This window comes from Paenibacillus sp. Marseille-Q9583, assembly GCF_976954365.1.
Genome location: NZ_CDRJTB010000018.1, coordinates 47360 through 68608 on the forward strand (window position 1 = coordinate 47360; position 21249 = coordinate 68608).

A 21249-nucleotide genomic window follows, 5' to 3' on the forward strand; every position below is an offset into this window, starting at 1 on the left:
AACAAAATAGCCAGCTATAACAGCTGGCCCAATCCATATATGCGTATCTACTCTCTATTTCAGTAGCGTAATACCAAATGAAGCTCCGGCATTCCCGGCAAATACAATATAGCCCTTAACAGGTAGTACAACTTCATTTTTATTGCTAATGACCGTGTTATTCACTAGTGCTCCCGTTTCATCGTATACCATAAAACCACCTTTAGCTGGCATCTTGACTACCATTTTCTTGCCAGCAGCTGTTTCGGGAACGCTGAACCATCTAGCATAACCATCAGCTTGTATCGTAGTTATCGACGATTTGCCTTTATAGAGCGGATTCACTCCGTCCTCACTCATATACAAGGTTCCAGCCGCATTAAAGTACTCTATGCCCTCTTTGGCATAGAAAAGAATATCAAATGTATCTCGGCCCGCGATGCCAGGAATTTGGTGCTGGCTCCCAGCCGTATTGGGACCTGTTATCTTCATACCTTTGAAATAACCCTCACTTGTCTGTATTGTTGGCCTAATCATGTTCATATAGGTGATGGAACTGAATTTCTCGCTGACTGGATAGTATAACTTACCTTCTCTTTTTGCCCATGCATCTGCGGTTTGTTTATTCAGTGCTGCAACTTCCAATTTCTCCGCCTTATATTCAGAATACGCAAGCTGGCCTAATTCAGGAACCGAAATATACTGGCTCATCCACAAATAAGTCCGTCCGTTGCTTTCCTTTACAAAATTAATCTTTGTGCTGCCTTCCTCATCAACAAAAGTTCCATCCGTGGTGTAAATAAATTTTTGTTCCGGAGCAGTCATTCCTGATAACAAGAGTTCCCCGTCTTTGATAGCTGCCTTCCACTGATCGCCTAGAGTACTGTAATAACCTGCGTATTTCACAAGATCTTTTGGCATGTCAGCCTTAACTGGCTTGCCAAATGATTTATCTGGCTTGATTTCTTTAATTGCGCCCTTCTCTTTCATCGCCTGAAGGAGCAGTTCACTTGCCAGCAGTTGATTAATTGAGGAGCTCCCGCCCGAGGTAATGACTGCTGCAGCCATATTCTGTACAGGAAGCACGACGAGGGAGGATTGATACATCTGTGTATCTCCTCCTTTAACAAGAGCTTTTATACCATAATCGTTAAAAGGGAATAATCGCACACTATCCCAACCAAGTCCGTAGTCAGCAGAATTATCCCCGTCTTTGGGCCAAAATTCCTTTCTATACTCTTCTTGCTCCATGGCCTGTACTGATTTGGTTGAGAGTACATCTGCTCGCTTCCCAGTAAAGATTTGCGAGAATCGGACCAAATCCTCCGCAGTAGAGTAGACTCCGCCTGTACCAATCGCATTGGTCGTCTCCGTTGGAAGCTGCCCCTCATATGCAGGAGAGTAAAGGCCGGCAAATTTGCTTGAAACTACCATGTCTTGTGGCGTCATGGTATGGGTCATACCCAAAGGTACAGCAAAATTGTCATGAATGAATGTAGTAAATGTCATTTCACTGACTCTTTCTACAAGGATTTCTGCGAGCGTGAATCCATCATTGCAATACACTGAAAAAGCTCCCGGTTCTGCCTTTAATTTCTGTGTAGACAAGTTCTCTAGCAGCGAATCGTGTACATACGTATCTGGATCATTGAATAAAAATGCACTGTTTAAACTCGAACCCTGCAAACCGGATGAGTGATTCAACAACATGCGTGGGGTAATCTTTTTATAACGTTCATCTTCCATTTTAAAATCCGTAATATATTGTACGACAGGAGTATCGAGATTGATCTTGCCTTCATCAACTAATTTCATGACCGCTGACGCCGTAAACATTTTGCTCGTAGAGCCAATACCAAAGATTGTTTCCTTTGTTAAAGGGATTTTTCCTGCTTTGTCGTTAATTCCTGTTTGTCCCGATACTTTGATCACTCCATTGTCAATCAAGGCATACTGCACGCTGGTTATCCCATATTGTTCAGTTAGAAGCGCTGCTTTCTTAGAAGCGAGCTTCTCCAGCGTCTTTGAAGTAACCGAAGCTGTATTGCTGGAAGCCATTGCTGCTGTAGGAATAAGCGGGGTCAGAGCTAAGGCCGCTGCAAGCGTCCACATAAATCCTTTTTTCATGTCATCAACATCCTTTTGTCTCTAATTTTGAACGATTATGAATTATTCACGATTCATTTCTAGCCTGAACTGAATCTCCTTTCTTACCTTCATTCTAGCAATCCAGTCTTACGCGCCATTAAACTGAACCTTAATTCCATCTACGATTTATGTAAGACAATTAAGCTTCTGTTAAGGCAATATCTGAACAACACAAAAACGCCTAATCCTTCGGATATAACCGAGGCTTAGACGCTCTTAAGCTTTAACTTTCACTTCAACTAGGAGACTGCGGGACAGGCTGATTGTTAATCCATAGATATGGCAAAGACTTCACGGGCACGTAATAGGAAGCTTCCTCCAGATCTAGTCGCAAATCTTTTTTCTCGTCATGTTCCCCACCATTCTTTTCGATGGCAGCTATAATATCAAATACATAATCTACATAGACCGTTCCAGCCTTATCCATGATGAAATCAAGAACCTGCCCGGAATAGACGCTAGTTAATGATATGGAGCTTGTTCCTGCCTTCTTATGATCAATGGTGTAAAGTCCAGGATATAGCTCATCCAGTACGGGCAAAGAGCCGTCATGAGCTGATTTATAACGATTGATCTGACGCTGCATATCATTCACCTTTTGAACGGTAACAAGGTCCATCACCTTAACAACTGGATCGCTTTCCTCATTCAAAATAAGAAAATAAGCGCTTCCGCCCTGTTCAAAAGCCGTAGCCGGAATATCATCCAAATATCCCTTATTGTTCAGCTTGCCTAGGTCTATCCGGAACTTCTCATATCTTGGAGTAGCTTCATCCGCATTAAGGATCGGAAGCACACCTTCCTCTTGTTGAAAATCATCAACAGCTGCTTGTATCCGTTTAACACTTTCTCGATAATTAACGCTAGCACGCTTTTCTTCTCCAGGATACAGACATCCGGAAAGAGTAAGAGCGATTGACATCACTACCAGAAAAAGTCTTGCTCCTGCCTTTAGCTTCTTCTTTCTTCGTATAAACTCCAACCGAGTCCCTCCCAAGGTGACAATCTAACACTACCACAGCTCATCTTCTTCCCCACGCCGCGCAGCTTCAAGCTTACGGCGTACAGCAGCCTTAAGTGGATCTTCTGGCACCTGAACAGTCACATCGCTCCATACGGCAGCCTGACAAGCCAGACGCACTCCTTCTTCTAACGTAGTTCCAAGCTTACGTCGTTCAATATCCCCTGGCGGTCTCAGCGCTGTGGCCTCTTCAGTCGCAATTTTAACCTTGCACATCAGACAGCCTGCTTTGCCTCCACAGCGAGTGGTAATCGTCACTCCGGCTTTACGAGCTGCCTCCAGTAACGAGATACCGCGATTCACCACAGCTTTACGACCTTCAGGTTGAAACATAACGGTGACGCCATTTTGCGATTTCATGATGTTACTTCCTTCCTCAACATTATGTAACTGCTTACATAATCGAAACAACTCCGCCCAATAGGCCAACTAACATGATGACAAACGCAAGGATAGATAGCAGTGCTTTAAGCAGTCCCTTTGTTTTGCTCCGAGCAAAAGTTATCAGAAATACAGACAGTCCCATAATCAGCATTGCAATCAGGGACAACCACATTTTTGTCATCGGATCCAAGGTCAAAGCCCCCATTCGCCTGTAATATATTAGGGATTATTATATCATGACCTTATCCTATTCTGTAAAAAAACATCATTTTTTATATATTATTATTAAGATATTTTAGCTGCGAGAGTTTACCAATAAATAAAAAAAGAGCAAAAGATAACAGAATCTCATGGATTCTGAATCTTTTGCTCACCCAACCTAAAGCTATTTTTTAAGCATCATTTTCATTAAAGACTCCATTGTGCCGGAACCTGCGCCGCCTTTTTTGACGGCATTAATAATTTCCTGCACAGTAGCTTCACTGACCGGCACTTTCGCCATCGATGACACCTGCTTAATTAACTGGCGGAGCTGGGCTTCATTCTGCGTAGTTCCTGGTTTGACCGTACTGGCTAGCTTTTTGACGGCACTTTCCGTAATGTTCTTGCCCGCCTTTTTGTTAATGGCGTTCAATGCATCCTTGGAAAAATCTCTGCTCACTTTTCATCCCTCCTCCGTCAATCCCCAATACAACATATGAGAATTTGCGGAAAAAGGTGAACAGGATCAGGAATGCCACTGCTCCCAAGTTTCCTGAGATATTGCCTCAAGCTCAGGTTTACGATCACGGCCCATCAGAGCTTCAACAGCACTACGTGGACTTCTACCTTTAAAAAGGACATGATAAATTTGATCTGTAATGGGCATTTGGACCCCTAGCTTGATGGAAATGGCATAAGCTGCCTCCGTGGTACGAATACCTTCGACTACCATTCCCATCGACTCCAGCACCTCATCCAGTGGTTTCCCTTGCCCGAGCATAAAGCCAGCACGCCAGTTACGGCTGTGCTGGCTCGTAGCAGTCACTACAAGATCGCCAACACCTGCAAGCCCTGCAAAGGTCAAAGGATTCGCTCCAAGCTCGACGCCCACCCGAGAAATCTCGGCCAGTCCACGTGTCAGAAGCGCCGCCTTAGCATTATCCCCAAATCCTAGACCATCAGATAGACCTGCACCGAGTGCAATAATATTCTTTAGTGCGCCGGCAAGCTCTACTCCTACCTGATCACGGTTCGTATATACACGAAAATCATTGTTTATGAACAATTCCTGTGCTTCAGCAGTACGCTTGTCATCAGGTGAAGCCACAACAACTGTAGTAGGACACAGGCGCACTACTTCCTCTGCATGACTTGGTCCGGAGAGAACGACAATCTGCCCTTCGTCACATCCGAGTTCTTCAGCAATAACTATGGACATCCGTTTCTTGCTCTCAGTCTCAAAGCCCTTCGTAGCATGAACGCATAGCATTTCATCCTTCCAGAACGGCTTCAGACTGCGAGCAACCTGTCGCATACCTGAAGATGGGGCTACAATAACAACCGCTTTAGAACCGGAAACTGCGGTCTCCAGATCGGTGGTTGCAATGATGTTTGTGGGCAGAGAAATCCCCGGTAAATACTTATTATTGATATGAGAACCATTGATCTCGGCGGCTTGATCAGAGTTACGTGTCCACAGATAAACTTCCGAGTGATTCGCAGCCAGCACACTTGCCAGCGCAGTTCCCCAGCTCCCCGCTACTAGTACGGTTACTTTATCAGACAACACGATTCCCTCCTTTTACTTTTGAGCCTATCTTGTTCTCACGGCCCTCTACAATCTTAACAATGTTCGTCCGGTGCCGCCAGAAGGCAAACACCGCAATGATAATACTGGTCCAGAGCACAGGCTGTGTAAATCCTGTCAATAACAGAAAAACCGGTGTCAGCGCGACAAAAATCAACGAGCCAAGTGACACGTAACGAGTGATAAAGATAGATCCTATGGCGATAACACCAGCGAGCAGTGCAGGCCATAAACACAGTGTGGCCATAACACCGATCGTAGTAGCGATGCCCTTTCCCCCACGGAAACGAAAGTAAAGCGGCCAGTTATGTCCGACAATGGCAGCGATTCCGCAAAGAGCAGCAACCCAGGTTCCCCAGCCGCCTACCCAAGTTCCTAACCAAACTGCGGCAACACCCTTCAGTACATCCAGCACTAGCACAGATATCGCAGGACCTTTTCCCAGTACACGCAGTGTATTGGTAGCCCCCGCATTGCCGCTCCCATATTGACGGATATCAATTCCCTTTAGTAGCTTGGCGAACAGCACACTAAAGCTGACAGAACCAAGCAAATAGCTTACAACGATAACCAGAAGTTCAAGCGCCACACTTCTTCTCCCCTAACCTTCGTTTTCGGATTTGCGCCGTGTAAAGAGACGGATTGGCGTTCCCTCGAAATTAAACGCCGCGCGGATTTTATTCTCCAAGTAACGTTCATAGGAGAAGTGCATCAGCGATGGGTCATTTACGAACACCACGATCGTCGGTGGCTTCACCGCAACCTGCGTTACGTAGTTAATACGTAAGCGACGGCCTTTGTCAGTTGGAGGAGGGTTAATCGCAATGGCATCCGATACAACATCGTTCACCAGATGCGTAGTAATGCGTAGTGCATGCTGTTGAGATACAAGCTGCACCACTGGCAGCAGTTTTTGCAGGCGCTGTTTAGTTAAAGCCGACAAGAAGACAACCGGTGCGTAACTCATAAACAAGAAGTGGTCACGAATCTTAGACTCGAAATTCTGCATAGTCTTGTCGTCTTTCTCAATGGCATCCCATTTGTTTACAACAAAAATAGATGCTTTACCAGCTTCATGTGCATAACCAGCGATATGCTTGTCCTGGTCGATGATGCCCTCTTCACCGTTAATTACAACGAGAACCACATCAGCCCGTTCAATCGCACGCATAGCACGCATAACACTGTATTTCTCAATGTTCTCATAGACCTTGCCTTTTTTGCGCATACCTGCAGTATCGATAAGCACATAACGTTGTCCATCACGTTCAAAAGGCGTATCAATAGCATCGCGAGTAGTACCTGCAATATCACTAACGATAACGCGTTCTTCACCCAGAATTGCGTTAACCAAAGAGGATTTACCTACATTCGGACGGCCAATCAAAGCTACACGAATGACATCGTCATCATATTCATCATCTATTTTCTCTGGCAGACGTTCTACGACAGCGTCCAATAAGTCACCAAGTCCTGTACCATGACTACCGGAAATTCCGATTGGATCTCCAAAACCTAGGCTATAGAACTCATAAATATCATCTGCACGCTTCATATTATCCACTTTATTGATGGCAAGAACGATCGGTTTACCTGAACGGAACAGAATCTGAGCTACCTCTTCATCTGAATTCGTCACACCACTCTTCGCCTCACACATAAATACAATAACATCCGCTTCTTCAATCGCCAGCTCCGCTTGAACGCGGATTGATTTCAGAATCGTGTCATCTCCATCAATTTCAATACCTCCGGTATCAATCACACTGAACGACTTACCGTTCCAATCTGAAATACCATAAATCCGGTCACGTGTAATCCCCGGTTTATCTTCTACAATGGCCAATCTATCGCCAATCAGCCGATTAAAAATCGTCGATTTCCCGACGTTAGGCCTCCCAACGATTGCCACAACGGGTCTTGCCATATTCATTCCTCCTGTCATCCTTACGATACTCATCATAGCAAAAAACATTAAAATTGGCTAACACTCATGTTAGCTTTAATAAATTCTTTCTGTCACTGGAAAAAGAGAATCGGCGAACCCCCGTATCGAGGGCTCGCCGATTACTTTACCCGTATATTCAAAAAGCAGGATTAGTTATTACCTTTGAATTTGTCCAACTTGTCTCCAAAACGTTCAGCAAGCGTAAAGCTAAGGCCTTCGTTGCTTAGAGAAACGTTAGGGTTATTCAATACTTCTTTAGGAGCTCTGTCTCTGCTGTTGCTGCGTTCAGGTCTAGCAGTAGGTGCTGGAGCTTCTTCAGTTTCTTTGATGCTCAGGCTAACACGTTTCTCGGATGGATTGAAGTCCAGTACTTTCACTTGTACTTCTTGTCCTTCTTTCAATACTTCGTGTGGAGTAGCAATGTGTTTGTGGGAGATTTGTGAAATGTGCACAAGACCTTCCACTCCTGGAAGCAATTCAACGAATGCTCCGAAGTTCACAAGACGTTTTACAACGCCTGTTACAACATCACCGATGTTGATTTCGCCAGCAGCAGAGTCCCAAGGACCTGGAGCAGCAGCTTTAATGCTCAGGCTGATTTTTCCTTTTTCAGGATCAACCTTAAGTACTTTAACACGTACTTTATCACCTTCAGAAACTACATCAGAAGGCTTCTCTACGTGATTCCAAGCGATTTCGGATACGTGTACAAGACCGTCAACTCCGCCAACATCAACAAATGCGCCGAATTGGGTCAGACGTTGTACAGTACCTTCAATGATTTGACCTTCAGAGAGTTCAGCCATAATTTTAAGCTTGTTAGCTTCGAACTCTTCTTCAAGAACTTCTTTAGCGGACAGAATTACTTTGCTGTTCTCACGGTCAAGTTCTTTCACTTTAACGCGAAGAGTACGGCCTTTGTAATCGCTGAAATCTTCTACGAAATGACGCTCAACCATGGAAGCTGGGATAAATCCACGTGCTCCAACATCAGCTACTAAACCGCCTTTAACAACGTCAGCCACAGTAACTTCAAAAGCTTCTTGGGAAGCAAAGTACTTCTCAAGATCTTCCCATGATTTTTCGCTATCAACAGCACGTTTGGAAAGAACAAGGCTTTCCTTGTTGTCGTTGATGCTAACAACTTTACATTCTACTTCCTGTCCAACTTCTACTGCTGCAGCAGCGTTGTCCAGTTGTACTGCGGACAATTCGCGAATCGGAATCACACCGTCGTATTTATATCCAATGCTTACATAAGCTTGGTTATCTTCAATTTTGACGATTGTTCCTTTCACGGTATCGCCTTTTTTCAGAGAAATGATTTCCAAGTCAGCTTGGTTAGTCACTTCTTCTTCGTTAACGGCAGCAACTTCTTCTACAGCTCCGTTATTTTCTGTCACAGCGGATTCCACCGCTTCTACGGTTTCATTACTCTCCGTAGCTTCCTGATTTTTAATTTCTTCAGACATGTGATTAGCCTCCTCGATTCAAAACCCCATTTATTTAAACCTGCGTATAGCAGAGTTCAAAACAAGCATTGCTTGATATTACAAATTACACTTGAAGATAGTATGTTCCAAAAAATAGCGACTATGCCGTTATTTAATCATAGCGCAGGACGAAATTTGTGATTCCGTTTATCCCTTAACCAACAGTTGGTATACCCGACTTCTTCATCTCATTGATGCGTTCCATAATGACATCGGTAACAGCCTCGAGAGATTCACTTCCTGCACCGGCAAATTGACTGAGATCTATAGGAGCCCCATAGACTACAATCATCCGTCGAAAGGGTTTGTACTCACCGACAATAGCGGCTGGAACAACTGCAGCACCGCTTCGAAGTGCGAAGCTTGCAGCACCTTTCTTGGCAACTCCGGCGTCAGAGTTACGCGTACCCTCCGGGAAGATACCCATGACATTACCACCGCGAAGTGTGTTAAGGGCCGTTTTAATGGATTCTTTGCTTACACCACCACGTTTGACCGGAAAAGCACCCAATTTGTTAATGAGCCAGCCAAGCACAGGAACCTCAAAAAGTTCTGCCTTAGCCATATACTTTACTTGACGGTCTAACTTAATCCCGATAGTCATCGGATCCAGCAAACTAATATGGTTGGCACAGAGCAGCACCCCGCCCTCCTTTGGCACATTCTCTTCCCCCACAATCTTAAGCGGGAAAACAATTGCGTAAATCAAGCGAAGCAATCCTCGGCAAAATACATAAATCATAAATGATTTCTCTCCCCGTCAACATGAGATCTACAATGGGATACAATGGCCTCCACGACTTGATCGATATCCATAAAGGTCGTGTCGAGAAGAATCGCATCTTCCGCACGTCGCAGCGGTGAAATCTCCCGTCCTTCATCCAGACGATCCCGCTGTGCAATATCATGTTCAAGCTGCTGAAGCGTCACCGATTCCGCGTCTCTCAATTCCTTATAACGACGGAGAGCTCTTTCTTCCACACTTGCCGTCATAAAAATTTTTACTTCGGCATCGGGCAGCACGGTCGTACCGATATCGCGGCCATCCATTACAACGCCTTTGCGAAGCGCCATCTGACGCTGCAAATGACTCAGTCTGGACCTTACACCTTCGATCTTCGAATACTGCGACACAAGGCCGCTAACCTGAAGACTCCGAATATGCGGCGTTACGTCTTCCCCATTAATCAGCACCTTCTGGATGTCTTTTTCCGGAATAAGCTCAATAACCATATCGTGAACTTTTTGGTTCACTTGATTCTGATCTTCCGGTTCTATGCCTTCTCGGATCATATACCAGGTGATTGCCCGGTACATTGCGCCTGTATCGACATAAATATAAGACAACTTCTGGGCTACCAATCGGGCTACAGTACTCTTGCCTGCCCCGGCAGGTCCGTCGATGGCGACGTTAATTCTGTCGTAAGTATGTGTACCCTGCCTATCCAACGGGGCATTCCTCCTCAAACACTCTTTCATAAGAAAAGCATCTAGCGATGTCAAGTTCGTTCCTGCAATATCAAGGAGCACATACAAATGGATATGCTTGATGATATTATCAAGAAAAAAGCAGGCATTGCCTGCGACTTATAAAATTATACCACAGTTTATACTTCAGTGCAAAATCAGAACACTTAATAGAGCTAAGAAAAATGCCTATCGGTTGCGGAAATCAAACTGTCGTTCAAAGCAGTAACGTATTATTTTCTGACGCTCATTATCCGTAATAGCCACAAATTTCAGCATGGCCAATTGGCGCCCGTTTTCAAGCTTTTTAATCCGAACCACTTCACCTTCAAAGTCCACATGCTCAATACTACCATTTCGATAAGGCACTAGAACCCAGCAGGATAATTTCGCTCCCACCTCGAGCTTCACTTGGTGATCCACCAAGAAAGACGTTCCTCCGCCACCGATATCATCTGTACGTACAAGGAATCTTTTGCCAAAGCTATCCTTCACAGCTAATTCAAGATCTGCATTCACCCGAAAAAAGCTTCGTCTCTGAATTTTGAAAATCGAATCCGCCTCTGGTTTTTGTATCCGGACCATACGAATTACATCTTCTTTAAACCCGAGAACATGAGTATTAAAGTAATTTTTAATGCCACCCTCAGTAATAAAATAAACCGAAAGCTCGTCCCCCATAAAAAGTCGTTTCAGACGACCGTCACTCTCCTGCATAGGAATTTCAATCAGGAATGCGTCGTCCTCTGTCTCTGCAATTCTCGATCTATATTCAACTTCTGCTTCAGCAGCGTCACTGGAAGCAACCTGTATGTATAGATATTCATTAATTTTAGGATACAAAGATGTCACCGCCAAATCAGTATAGTTAACAATTATTATAGCATGGGAATATCACCCAATGAGATAAATATTATTTGAATTTCAAAAATAAAGAAGGGCGTATCCAAATAATGGATACGCCCTGTTTTTTCACTTTTGTTCTACCCCTGAAGAAGGCCTGATTTCTTCCACGGACTCTTCGATGCCGTCGTCCGCATTAAGATAAATACGATACTGAGTACCATTTACCTCTCCGCCAAATTCGTAAGTCAAGACTTCTACGGAGTCATCATTTTTAATCCACGCCATGCGATGGTAATTCTCATTGAAATCCGAATTCAGAAATTTCTTCGCTTCCGCCAGAGTCAGCTTTGGCTTTGGAATTTCACGATTGTCCTTATGCTCATTGACATATTCGCTAGCCTCAAATCCAACCGCTGTCCCAGTATCAAGTCCAATACGGATCGTCATTTTCTCAGGATAAATCAAGACATCATTTTGGCTCGTTACAAAGGTTAAATTCCCGATATTATCATAACGGTCAGCATTAACCGCAGTCATATGAGGATATCCTTTTTTCTTAAGAAACTGCTCCGCCTTGGTAACTGCTTCTTCTAGGGTCACCTTAGCAGGTCCTATCTCGCGGTTATCGTAATAAGAGATCAGTAAACCACCATTTTTGGTGAAATCCATACTGATTATCTGCTTATTATTCGAACCGCTGACTGTAGCCGTATAAGAAGGCCACTTCGTATTTTTGCCGTTTTCTTTAACGTCTACCTTAGCATTCGAGCCTGCATTAGCAAACTTAATGGCTTTACGTTTGATATCTTCAACTGAAACAGGGGTACCTCCGAGCATTTTTACAGAGCGTTTATCGTAAATGCTTGCAACTGAAGGACCCCAATCCAAGTCAGGGTAACCTTCGACACGTTTGTCCACCGACTTAAAGCCGTCAATAATCGAATTACCTTCTGCCTTATTCTCTGTAGCCAATGCGGTTTCAACATCCATCCAGCGCAAACGGCTACCGATCACTTTATTCTGAACATCTTGCAAATCTTTTGAGATTTCTCCAGAGCTCTTATACAATGCTTTTAAATTGCTCAATTCACCATCTGTCAAAGGCTTCTTAGCGAAATCACGAATCCCAGCTTTATAAGAAAAGTTTGAGATTTTGGACAGAAACTCCTCGGTTTTGCTAAATGGCAGTAATGTGAGTGGCAACTGATTAATTTCATTTTGCGCCTCACTGGTCATCCGCCACACATTAACAAGTCCTTTGCGGTGCATCCCGTTAGAAGCGGAGTTAACAGCTAGTGTGTTTCCCAGCTCTCCATGAAGACGCTCCACATGGTAAGACAAATCATGAAAGGCACGCTGATATTGGTTCTCCGCCTTAATTAGGATCGCATTCTTCTCCTGATTCTCCTGATAACCCCACACGAGCGCTCCAATTAACAGCAGCGCAGTCAGCGGGAACATTACAGCACTTAATCTTTTGTACATAGGGCTACAAGACTCCTTTCGATAGCTTATTGGCGTTAGTTTGACAATAAACTAGGAGTCTTATGCACCCTTCTGTAACACAATATGACTAAAGTGTTTGAATAGAGGGATTCCACTCCAAATTTGCATAGCATAGCTCTTATGCTCTCTCTTCAATTTCAAAGCCACTGCTATTACTGCAAAGGCATTGCTTAAAGCCGGTTTGAATCACACCCTGCTCTTTTATCCCTCTTAATATGTAGGTCTCACCGCATTGTTTGCAAAGTATACGGACTTTTATACGCAAAAAAAGACACCTCTCTCCTCTCTGGAATCTCCCGCTAAGGAACAATCCTTTGAATATAAGTGTGTCCATCTCGATTATAGGTTAACCTCTTCTTCTCGTTTCAGAAAGCGGAAAGGGGACCGGCTATTTGCCCTATCCACTTTCCCCATCCCTCCGTACCATAGAATAGCCATCAGAGGAACAATAAACCATATCCAGTAGTTAGCTGTCGTACTCAAAATAAAGTCATAAATCCCATGCCACAACCATGGCAGCAAGATAGAGATTAACAGAATCCCTTTTGTTTTAGCTCCTTTTGAGAACTTGGCTCTCCCTAAATGATAGCCCATGATTACACCAAACATAGCGTGTCCAGAAACCGGAAGCAGTGCTCTCAGGAACATGGAACCGATTGATGCATTGCTATACCAAGCGTACATTATATTTTCTATTGTTGCGAAGCCGAGCGAAATCGCTACGGCGTATAGTATCCCATCATATGGCTCGTCAAATTCGGTGTGATTGTAAATCATATGGTAAAGCACAAACCATTTTAGACATTCTTCCACGCCAGCGGATATGAGAAACGACTCCACATAAGGACCGCCATTCAGCCCCAGCATTAGTCCTCTCTGAATGATCATAACAGGGAATACAATCAGAAGGCCTAGCAGGAACACCTTAATAACGATATGAAGCGGTTCTTGATCATACTTATCTTTCAAATAAAAAAAGGTCAGCAGAGCAAGTCCCGGCGCTACTGCCGACGAAATAACCGATAACACGAGCACCGAATAACCTCCCTATATCCCTAGCGCCTTATTCTGCTGATTACAGCAAGGCAGATAACAGCTTTAATTCAAGAATGACCGCCATACCATCAAGAACAAGAATAGGGATAATCAGCCAAGCATAAACGCCTTTGGCGTCCTTATAAGGACGGTAAGCGTTTATGCGAGAAATATAAGGATAGAGTAAAGTGTGAAACTTATACTTTCTTATATTTTAAATTGATGCTTATCAGCCCTATCATGCTATTTAATCCTGACGCTTAAAATGAGTGCACAATAACTGGACTGCATTCTCCGGCATTACTGTCTTCCCGTATTCATCGAGGACAGCTTCAGTAACCGGTGAGGAATCTCCAAACTCAGCTAGTACGCCAACAAGACCTGACAACGCTGTTTCTTCAAATTCCTTAGGATCGAAGTACAGATACCATTTATTGTTATAAGAATACAGTTTCCCCTGGGAAGTAATATTACCAATGAGCACATGGGCCGCTTCAACAAGAACCTCGAAATCGCGGAATGCATATACAATGGAGTCGCTTTGTTCAAGAGTAACTTCCATTTCGTAAATCTCTTCTGGCAATTCTTCTTCTCCGGACGCACCGTACTGATGGTGATCATATTTTCCTCGGGTCACTATAACGACCATGCCTTGGGCGGGCAATGCGAAAACTTCTACGGCAAGCGGACCGGTAGCATCAAAACCTAGTTCACTATATGCTTGGTCCATCATCTCCGTAAACAGGTCATGAACCTTGGGAACTTCCTGCCACATGTCTTCCTTCTGGATGCCCCGCTCGCTCAGGTCGTCAAAAGTGAGGAAAATCCGTATCTTATCTTGACTTAATCGCTCTATTCTCATGACAGGATCCTCCTTTTGCAAGCTCATTTATTATAATGTATGATGAGTCCCGAGTAATGAGCCAAAAATGGTTACTATGTATGTATGTTATCATTTTGCAGAGATAAATGCACGAAAATAAATATATAAAATCCTCTTAAAGCATTGCCACTACTGAAGAGCTTATTCTAATTCATAAACCATTTTCAAACCCATGAATATAAAAAAGAATCATTCTGCGGAATATTTCATCCTCAAAATGATTCTGAAGGAGTCCTTTACGGTTACAATCCCGGTATGGCAGTATGCGTTTCTTTAAGAATTTGCTCCACTTCGCTCTTCACTTCAGGATTGTTGCGAATGAAATCCTTCAGTAATTTGAGATTGGATTCTTTTGATTTTACCGGTGATTCCGTTTTATGCTCAGAGGTTCCGCTGTTCGAACCATTACTTTGAGCATTGCTGCTTGTATTACTGCTTGCATTGCTGCTAGAAGCAGCAGTGTTTCCAAACCCTGTCGTAGCCATACCAATTATTTTTTCTTTTGCTTTATCTGCTGCTCCACTCATGGAACCGCCCGATTGCCCCAGCGAAGACATTAGAGAATTCCGCTTTTTGGACATAATCATACTGGCTGCGACGCCCATCAGCACCCCACATAAAAATGACGAAGTATTCATATTTCCAGCCTCCTTGTATGGTAAAATCATGTTTAGTGTTCGCGGAAAGGTTGCCGCTCATGCAACCTAATAAGAAGAAAGCGAGTTGAAAAAAGTGGGTAAAATGACATCAGTGCTCCTACTGGCTACCTTACTGCTGACAGCCTGTGGCAACAGCGGTGCGAATGGAAAGACAGCCGAGGATACAAACACCACAAACAATACGCCTACGGCGGCAGCTACACAGAGCGCAGAAACTACAGCGCCTTCCCCTGAAGTTACAGCCAGCCCTACCCCTGAAGCGTTAGCAGATGGAGGAACTACAGGTAATAATAATACAGTTAGTAAGGATGAAGCCTCCGCTGAAATTCCACTGCTGTACCATATGAACAAAAATTACGACATCGTCCCAAATGAGGAAACTACAAATAAAAAAGTCGTGTTGCTCACTTTTGATGACGGTCCCAAAGATGCGGAAATGATTAATCCGTTAATGGATGTTCTGGACAAACATCAGGCCAAAGCGATCTTCTTCGTGAATGGATACCGCGTTAAAGCGCATCCCGAGCTTCTAGAGTTAATTCATAACCGCGGAGGAATTATCGGCAACCATAGCTGGGATCATATTGTGTTGAAGGACAAGTCTTACACTGAGGTCAAAAAGCAAATCGAAGACGTTCAAAATGCGGTCAAGGAGATTATTGGTGAAGCCCCTCAGTTTTTCCGTCCCCCACATGGTGCTGGCGGAGATGTAGGGAAGAAGATTTCCGCTGAGAATGGGATGTTGTATATGACCTGGTCCAATGGATCACTGGACTGGGAAATGAAAGAGAAAGAAACCGGAAAAACAGATAAGTTAATCAAAAATGTAACGGATCAATTGCATTCCGGCAGTAATATTCTGATGCATGAGCTACCATGGACAGTTGAAGCGTTGGATAAACTGCTTACTACTCTTGAAGGCAAGGGCTATAGCTTTGTAGATCCTCGCAGTATTGAGCTTAAGATGCGCTAATTCCTAATTAGAATAAATAAAAACAGGTAATCCCCTTGATGGAAAGGAGATTACCTGTTTTTTTGTCCACCCGTTCAAGCGGTACAAAGACAGCTTTCTAATGTTTCTCTTTACGGAGCGTTAGCACGTGCATCTCAGCAGGACTTCCCCAGCGGATCGGCAAGTGAGAGGTTCCAAACCCTCTGCTAATCAGCAGCTTCGCATCCCTTCCTGTCCCATCTCTTCTGGGCCATTGAAACATTCCTGCATCATATTTATGATAGAAATTTTCCACATGCCTTTGACCCAAAAAAGGAAGAATGACCTGCCCTCCATGCGTGTGGCCTGCTAGTATCAGATCCGCTGGCACACTTTGACGTTTGGACAACCAGAGCGGATCGTGAACAAGAATGATACGACAAGTGTTATTTATTGAAGAAGCACGTGACGTTAATCCAGGTAATGGACGATAAGAAGTGTTACCACCCTTTTTCGGAAAATCCACTCCCGTTAACCAAAGAGAAGCTCCCTCACGTTCAATACGCACATTCTCATCCATTAACAGCTTTGCACCACTGCCCCGGATAATCTGATCAATTAGTGAAATATCAGCTCGATAATCATGATTTCCATGTACTACATAGGTAGGAGCAATAGAAGTCACTAAAGTCATATTATCAGTCAGACGATCCAGAGGACTGTTTTTTTCCGTTAGATCACCGCCTAATAAAACAGCACCCACCTTTCCCTTTAACGGAGTCAGCAGTGCTGTTGGAAGGCGGCGGCGATGGATATCAGTTATAAATAAGAGACGAAATCCATCAAACTCATCTGGGAGCGACTTTAAAATTATTTCCTCGGTAATAATTCTGTTTCTAAAGGCGTTACTCACCATAATCACTGCAATGATTAGCGCAATCAAAAGCACAACCACAACCAATCCCCAAATCCAAAAAATCACCATAAAGTACTCAAAGGCGGCGCCCCTTCGATTCCCCACCAGAGGAGCGCTACCAGCAATATTACAAAAATGAAAATCAGAGAGTTAACAAACATTTTACTAAGCCGAATACGTTCTGATGAATACGTATTCGAACGTGATGGAACAGATTCTTCCTGCTCTTTGTTTCCAGCGTTAGATCCCTTCGCAGAAGCTGCCGGACGGCGCGCTTTCCTTGATAAAGTTGCCGTTGTTGTCCGGGAATGATTGCTCTTTCTAGGAGAGCCCTCCAATCGCGGATTCGTTTTTTTACTTTTGCCGGAAGTTTTGCCTTCGCCACTGCGCTTTTTCTGACGAGACTTCAACCGGCTCAATTCCTCACTCATGATTCCCTCCTGTAGCGGATCACCAGACCAGAGAAAAGGTCGATGAAGAAATGACATAGTATAGGTGCCCATAGGCTTCCTGATTGAATGTATATATATCCAAGACCATAGCTGCTTAAGAATACCCATCCGGTAGGTACAAAGTGGCGCAAATAGCGAACATGAATAAGAGCAAACAAAATACTCGTCCAATAAGGACCAATGGAATACTGAATGGCTCCTCTGAACAGAAGCTCTTCACAGATCGATACCATAGCTGCAATTACAATAATGTGCCATACGGGCCGATTTCGAAATAAAAGGTCGTTTATTCCCCCGTCATCCATACTTTCTTCAGGTACAATATGAGTCAATAAATAATCAACTACCAGCATTACAGCAGCAAGTCCAAGACCCCATGCCACAAAATGTACGTTTTCTGGAAAAATTAATAGCTGAAAAGGATTTCTTTTCTGAAATAATATCCATATCAAACCGATAATTAATGTAAGCCCCTGAGTAATGTAGAGATTGAGGAGCAGAAGACGGTCTGTTAACTGACCTGGCTCTACTTTTTTTATCTTAATCTCACCAAATTTGAATTTTTTCATCGTGACCTGCCTGTTCTTTAATTTTTTGGGGCAGCTCCGAAAGAGAAACCGTCCATAATGTTGCTATCAATACATAATACATAGGATAATTCCCCCAGAAAAAGGAGCACTTATTATGAGCCAACGTAACTCCCGTACACAAATGTTGTACACTCTATTTTTTTTGTTTTTCCTTATTTGCGCCTTCGCCGCATTTTTCACAGGCGTCAAGGTTGGCGCAGACAAAACGGAAGCTAAATATGAGCAACAAAAGAGCAGTAATGGATATGGATTAGAAGAATTCACGGGCTCTTACCAACAGAAGGATCTTGTTACTTTCTATCATAACGTATTTTTGCCTTATCGGGAATTCAAGCAGAATTGGAACACACAAGTGGACAAGTTGGCACGCAGTACAGATGCCCGTGTAAATGCAGCAGCTATGAAGAATCTTAGCCTTCTAGCAGATAAACAATATGAAAGAGTTAACCAGGACTCTATCTTTTCCGACTCTCCCTTATTACATCAATCACAGCTAAACATACTCAAAAGCTTAACTTTATTCTCAAAAGCTTCTGGTGAAATAAGTGCAAGTGCATCTGGGGCAGAGACTGCAAAATTGCTGAAAAATGATCCTTATACTGCCGGTGCGGTTAAATTCGGATTGCTCGCACAAAAGAACTTTTATGATTCTATGCTAAAGTGGGGCTCTAAGACAAACCAGAAAATCCCTTCTGATGCTGGTGAGCTAAAGACCATGTCCTTTATACAGTGGAAAAAAATGCCTCTTCTTCAAAAGAACGCATCCATTGCTGATATGATGTTAAATCGCGGAATTTTTGCAGCCTACGATCCTCAGGACATTACCGCAAAAATAGATGATTTAATACATTCTGGTACAGCCAGTTCATTGAATCTTACGGATGTTCAGTCCTCAGTAACCCTGCTTATTTCCACAGGTGCTATACAGGTAGAGGATTTTATGAAGTGGCGGGAGCAGTACTATAGCAAGGAGACGATTCCACAACTCCCGTTTTTTTATGAATAGAACCAGTTATTGAATCATAACGAAAAAAGAGGTGCACTTCAAGAAAGCCTACTTTCAAAGCCTATTGACACATCTACATTACCGTGTTACATTATGAAAAAATTAATCAATCAAAAACGATGATGGAACAAAGATTCTGGAAGTCTTCAGAGAGCCGGTGGTTGGTGCAAACCGGTGACGAACAGATGTCTTTAGCGCTCCTGAGATATTGTATCGAACCTTAAAGTAGGTGCAATCGGATCAACTCCGTTACCAGTGTGGCCTTTGCAGGCCAATGAGGCTGCTTCTTCCAAGTTGCAGTGAATTAGGGTGGTACCACGAAGATAACTCTCGTCCCTTACTACGGCAGTAGTATGGGGGTCGGGAGTTTTTTTAATTTCTAATTACCTAATCTATACTATCCTTTTGCCCAAAGTTACCGATTCCGCGGCACTTCTGCACGCAACTTCTTTTATGCGACACCGCGTTGATCTACTATTATCACATGTTTTTCTCTACTAGTTTGTGAATCTTCAGGTATTGTGGATTGCCCAAAAAAGGCGTCCTCGACATATAAAGCTTTTCAACTTTAAGGGGGATAAGAAACCATGTTTAAAGTATTAGTATCGGATCCAATCAGTGATTTGGGCATTCAGCAATTGATGGACGCAGAAGATGTAGTAGTTGACAAAAAAACAGGACTCAGCGAAGACGAACTCATTGCAATTATCGGTGAATACGATGGTCTCCTTGTCCGCAGTCAAACTACTGTAACAGACAAAATCATTGAAGCAGGTAAAAATCTAAAAGTAATTGGTCGTGCAGGTGTTGGTGTAGATAATATCAAACTGGATGCTGCAACAAAGCGTGGTATTGTTGTAATCAATGCTCCTGATGGAAATACAATTACAACTTGTGAGCATGCTTTCGCAATGATGATGGCTCTGGCCCGTCATATTCCACAAGCTTATGCAAAAACAATTGGTGGAACCTGGGATAGAAAAACATTCGTAGGTGTAGAGCTTCGCGGCAAAACTTTAGGTGTACTCGGAATGGGTAGAATCGGTAGCGAAGTGGCTAAACGCGCCAAAGCTTTCGGTATGGAAATTCTTGCTTTTGATCCTTTCCTAACAGCTGAACGTGCTGAAAAGATGGAAGTTAAATTGGCTTCTGTAGACGAGGTTGTTCGCGGAGCAGACTTCATTACTGTGCACACTCCACTTACGCCGGAAACACGCCATATGATTTCCCGCCCGCAATTCGAGGTGATGAAAAAGGGAATGCGTATCATCAACTGTGCACGTGGTGGTGTAATTGATGAAATGGCATTAGTAGAAGCTATAGATAGCGGTATTGTTGCTGGCGCTGCGTTCGACGTATTTGAGAAAGAGCCGCCGCAAGCAGATCATCCTTTCCTGTCTCATCCAAAAATCATCGTGACTCCTCACCTTGGCGCTTCTACGATTGAAGCTCAAGAAAATGTGGCGATCGATGTTTCGGAGCAAGTGTTGCATATTCTGCGCAATGAACCGTTCATTAACGCGGTCAACATTCCTCCAGTGGCTCCAAGTGTAATGAATAAGCTTCAACCTTACTTCACACTTGGGGAAAAACTGGGCAGCTTTGTTACCCAAATTGCAGCTGCTGCTATCCGTGAAATCCATGTTGAATACGCTGGTGATCTTTCGGATGTAGATACCCAACCACTAACCCGCTATATTGTAAAAGGTGTGCTCTCCCGCCATTTTGCAGAGGACGTTAATATCGTAAACTCCATGCATTTAGCGAAAACACGCGACGTGAACGTAGTAATAACTAAAGCTTCTAAAACTAAAGGCTTTACCAATTTGATTACTGTTACTCTAAAAGCTGATCGTGACCAAGAGTATCTTGTTGCCGGCACCCTGCTGCAAGGTTACGGAGAACGGATTGTTCAAGTGAATAAGTTCCCCGTTGATATTGCTCCAGAAGGTCATCAAATCTTTGTATCCCATAACGACAAAGTAGGAATTATCGGACTCGTGGGTACATTGCTTGGTGAGAACGATGTAAACATCGCTTCCATGCAAGTGGGACGTAAAATTGTTGGGGGCGCTGCAATCATGTTGCTGACCGTTGACAAAGCCGTTCCTAAGCAAGTCCTTGTGAAACTTGCCGGTTTACCAGAAATTAACACTGCTGAAGAAATAATCCTTCTTTAATCTATAATATAGAAAG

22 protein-coding genes and 1 other annotated feature are annotated in these 21249 nt (G+C 43.6%); of the genes, 3 read left to right on the plus strand and 19 right to left on the minus strand.

What is annotated here, in order from left to right; all coding sequences use genetic code 11:
- Positions 1-54 precede the first annotated feature (54 nt).
- From ACWNM1_RS11090 to ACWNM1_RS11165, 16 genes are all read right to left on the minus strand, one after another.
- Positions 55-2106, minus strand: a complete 2052-nt coding sequence (locus tag ACWNM1_RS11090) for a serine hydrolase domain-containing protein (protein ID WP_449600976.1) — start codon at positions 2104-2106, stop codon at positions 55-57.
- A 256-nt stretch (positions 2107-2362) separates the two neighbouring features.
- Positions 2363-3109, minus strand: a complete 747-nt coding sequence (locus tag ACWNM1_RS11095) for a hypothetical protein (RefSeq protein ID WP_449600977.1) — start codon at positions 3107-3109, stop codon at positions 2363-2365.
- Between the two features lie 30 nt (positions 3110-3139).
- On the minus strand, positions 3140-3508 hold the full coding sequence (locus ACWNM1_RS11100; RefSeq protein WP_341052725.1) for a 2Fe-2S iron-sulfur cluster-binding protein: 369 nt from the start codon (positions 3506-3508) through the stop codon (positions 3140-3142).
- Positions 3509-3542: 34 nt separating this feature from the next.
- Positions 3543-3722, minus strand: a complete 180-nt coding sequence (locus ACWNM1_RS11105; protein ID WP_042129589.1) for a DUF2768 family protein — start codon at positions 3720-3722, stop codon at positions 3543-3545.
- Between the two features lie 195 nt (positions 3723-3917).
- Complete coding sequence (locus tag ACWNM1_RS11110; RefSeq protein ID WP_042190213.1) at positions 3918-4193, minus strand: stage VI sporulation protein F; 276 nt, start codon at positions 4191-4193, stop codon at positions 3918-3920.
- Positions 4194-4259: 66 nt separating this feature from the next.
- Positions 4260-5300 carry an NAD(P)H-dependent glycerol-3-phosphate dehydrogenase gene (locus ACWNM1_RS11115; protein ID WP_449600978.1) on the minus strand — a complete coding sequence of 347 codons (1041 nt, stop codon included), beginning with the start codon at positions 5298-5300 and terminating at the stop codon, positions 4260-4262.
- Positions 5293-5910 (minus strand): glycerol-3-phosphate 1-O-acyltransferase PlsY, encoded by a 618-nt coding sequence (gene plsY, locus ACWNM1_RS11120; protein ID WP_042129592.1) that lies wholly within the window; start codon positions 5908-5910, stop codon positions 5293-5295. The genes ACWNM1_RS11115 and plsY overlap by 8 nt, the downstream gene beginning before the upstream one ends.
- A 12-nt stretch (positions 5911-5922) precedes the next feature.
- Positions 5923-7248, minus strand: coding sequence for a ribosome biogenesis GTPase Der (gene der / locus ACWNM1_RS11125; protein WP_449600979.1), 1326 nt, complete (start codon positions 7246-7248; stop codon positions 5923-5925).
- Positions 7249-7418: 170 nt separating this feature from the next.
- Positions 7419-8741 (minus strand): 30S ribosomal protein S1, encoded by a 1323-nt coding sequence (gene rpsA, locus ACWNM1_RS11130; protein ID WP_170880310.1) that lies wholly within the window; start codon positions 8739-8741, stop codon positions 7419-7421.
- Positions 8742-8916: 175 nt separating this feature from the next.
- A complete protein-coding gene (locus ACWNM1_RS11135; RefSeq protein WP_449600980.1) occupies positions 8917-9504 on the minus strand; it encodes a lysophospholipid acyltransferase family protein in 588 nt (195 codons plus the stop codon).
- On the minus strand, positions 9501-10211 hold the full coding sequence (gene cmk / locus ACWNM1_RS11140) for a (d)CMP kinase (RefSeq protein ID WP_231573321.1): 711 nt from the start codon (positions 10209-10211) through the stop codon (positions 9501-9503). The genes ACWNM1_RS11135 and cmk overlap by 4 nt, the downstream gene beginning before the upstream one ends.
- A gap of 207 nt (positions 10212-10418) precedes the next feature.
- Positions 10419-11072, minus strand: coding sequence for a flagellar brake protein (locus ACWNM1_RS11145; RefSeq protein ID WP_042190221.1), 654 nt, complete (start codon positions 11070-11072; stop codon positions 10419-10421).
- A gap of 129 nt (positions 11073-11201) precedes the next feature.
- The gene (ypeB, locus tag ACWNM1_RS11150) at positions 11202-12560 is read right to left on the minus strand and encodes a germination protein YpeB (protein WP_449600981.1); all 1359 of its coding nucleotides are present in this window, start codon (positions 12558-12560) and stop codon (positions 11202-11204) included.
- Between the two features lie 360 nt (positions 12561-12920).
- Positions 12921-13616 carry a glutamic-type intramembrane protease PrsW gene (prsW, locus tag ACWNM1_RS11155; RefSeq protein ID WP_042129603.1) on the minus strand — a complete coding sequence of 232 codons (696 nt, stop codon included), beginning with the start codon at positions 13614-13616 and terminating at the stop codon, positions 12921-12923.
- A gap of 247 nt (positions 13617-13863) precedes the next feature.
- Positions 13864-14478: a genetic competence negative regulator gene (locus ACWNM1_RS11160; RefSeq protein WP_042190227.1), complete on the minus strand. Its 615-nt coding sequence runs from the start codon at positions 14476-14478 to the stop codon at positions 13864-13866.
- 263 nt (positions 14479-14741) lie between these two features.
- Positions 14742-15137, minus strand: a complete 396-nt coding sequence (locus ACWNM1_RS11165; RefSeq protein WP_449600982.1) for a hypothetical protein — start codon at positions 15135-15137, stop codon at positions 14742-14744.
- A gap of 85 nt (positions 15138-15222) precedes the next feature.
- On the opposite strand from ACWNM1_RS11165, the gene ACWNM1_RS11170 reads away from it, so the two are divergent.
- A complete protein-coding gene (locus ACWNM1_RS11170; RefSeq protein ID WP_449600983.1) occupies positions 15223-16131 on the plus strand; it encodes a polysaccharide deacetylase family protein in 909 nt (302 codons plus the stop codon).
- 97 nt (positions 16132-16228) lie between these two features.
- On the opposite strand, the gene ACWNM1_RS11175 is transcribed toward ACWNM1_RS11170, so the two are convergent.
- Genes ACWNM1_RS11175 through ACWNM1_RS11185 form a run of 3 tightly spaced genes read right to left on the minus strand, consistent with a single transcriptional unit; the run spans position 16229 to position 18026 of the window.
- Positions 16229-17074, minus strand: a complete 846-nt coding sequence (locus tag ACWNM1_RS11175; protein WP_149646809.1) for a metallophosphoesterase — start codon at positions 17072-17074, stop codon at positions 16229-16231.
- A complete protein-coding gene (locus ACWNM1_RS11180) occupies positions 17068-17436 on the minus strand; it encodes a hypothetical protein (protein ID WP_449600984.1) in 369 nt (122 codons plus the stop codon). Before ACWNM1_RS11180 ends, ACWNM1_RS11175 begins: the two co-directional genes overlap by 7 nt.
- A complete protein-coding gene (locus tag ACWNM1_RS11185) occupies positions 17433-18026 on the minus strand; it encodes a CPBP family glutamic-type intramembrane protease (RefSeq protein WP_449600985.1) in 594 nt (197 codons plus the stop codon). Before ACWNM1_RS11185 ends, ACWNM1_RS11180 begins: the two co-directional genes overlap by 4 nt.
- A gap of 115 nt (positions 18027-18141) precedes the next feature.
- On the opposite strand from ACWNM1_RS11185, the gene ACWNM1_RS11190 reads away from it, so the two are divergent.
- Positions 18142-19053, plus strand: coding sequence for a hypothetical protein (locus ACWNM1_RS11190; protein ID WP_449600986.1), 912 nt, complete (start codon positions 18142-18144; stop codon positions 19051-19053).
- A gap of 110 nt (positions 19054-19163) precedes the next feature.
- Positions 19164-19394: a binding site (T-box leader), on the plus strand.
- 246 nt (positions 19395-19640) lie between these two features.
- Complete coding sequence (gene serA / locus ACWNM1_RS11195) at positions 19641-21233, plus strand: phosphoglycerate dehydrogenase (protein ID WP_449600987.1); 1593 nt, start codon at positions 19641-19643, stop codon at positions 21231-21233.
- The last annotated feature ends 16 nt before the right edge of the window (positions 21234-21249 follow it).

What these genes read in the sequence shown, in the direction of transcription:
- ACWNM1_RS11185 (WP_449600985.1), bottom strand. Translation starts at nt 18,026, where the DNA reads ATGAAAAAATTCAAATTTGGTGAGATTAAGATAAAAAAAGTAGAGCCA.
- ACWNM1_RS11190 (WP_449600986.1), top strand. Translation starts at nt 18,142, where the DNA reads ATGAGCCAACGTAACTCCCGTACACAAATGTTGTACACTCTATTTTTT.
- ACWNM1_RS11135 (WP_449600980.1), bottom strand. Translation starts at nt 9,504, where the DNA reads ATGATTTATGTATTTTGCCGAGGATTGCTTCGCTTGATTTACGCAATT.
- der (WP_449600979.1), bottom strand. Translation starts at nt 7,248, where the DNA reads ATGGCAAGACCCGTTGTGGCAATCGTTGGGAGGCCTAACGTCGGGAAA.
- ACWNM1_RS11165 (WP_449600982.1), bottom strand. Translation starts at nt 15,137, where the DNA reads ATGAATACTTCGTCATTTTTATGTGGGGTGCTGATGGGCGTCGCAGCC.
- ypeB (WP_449600981.1), bottom strand. Translation starts at nt 12,560, where the DNA reads ATGTACAAAAGATTAAGTGCTGTAATGTTCCCGCTGACTGCGCTGCTG.
- ACWNM1_RS11175 (WP_149646809.1), bottom strand. Translation starts at nt 17,074, where the DNA reads ATGGTGATTTTTTGGATTTGGGGATTGGTTGTGGTTGTGCTTTTGATT.
- ACWNM1_RS11160 (WP_042190227.1), bottom strand. Translation starts at nt 14,478, where the DNA reads ATGAGAATAGAGCGATTAAGTCAAGATAAGATACGGATTTTCCTCACT.
- ACWNM1_RS11100 (WP_341052725.1), bottom strand. Translation starts at nt 3,508, where the DNA reads ATGAAATCGCAAAATGGCGTCACCGTTATGTTTCAACCTGAAGGTCGT.
- serA (WP_449600987.1), top strand. Translation starts at nt 19,641, where the DNA reads ATGTTTAAAGTATTAGTATCGGATCCAATCAGTGATTTGGGCATTCAG.
- ACWNM1_RS11180 (WP_449600984.1), bottom strand. Translation starts at nt 17,436, where the DNA reads ATGAGTGAGGAATTGAGCCGGTTGAAGTCTCGTCAGAAAAAGCGCAGT.
- rpsA (WP_170880310.1), bottom strand. Translation starts at nt 8,741, where the DNA reads ATGTCTGAAGAAATTAAAAATCAGGAAGCTACGGAGAGTAATGAAACC.
- ACWNM1_RS11090 (WP_449600976.1), bottom strand. Translation starts at nt 2,106, where the DNA reads ATGAAAAAAGGATTTATGTGGACGCTTGCAGCGGCCTTAGCTCTGACC.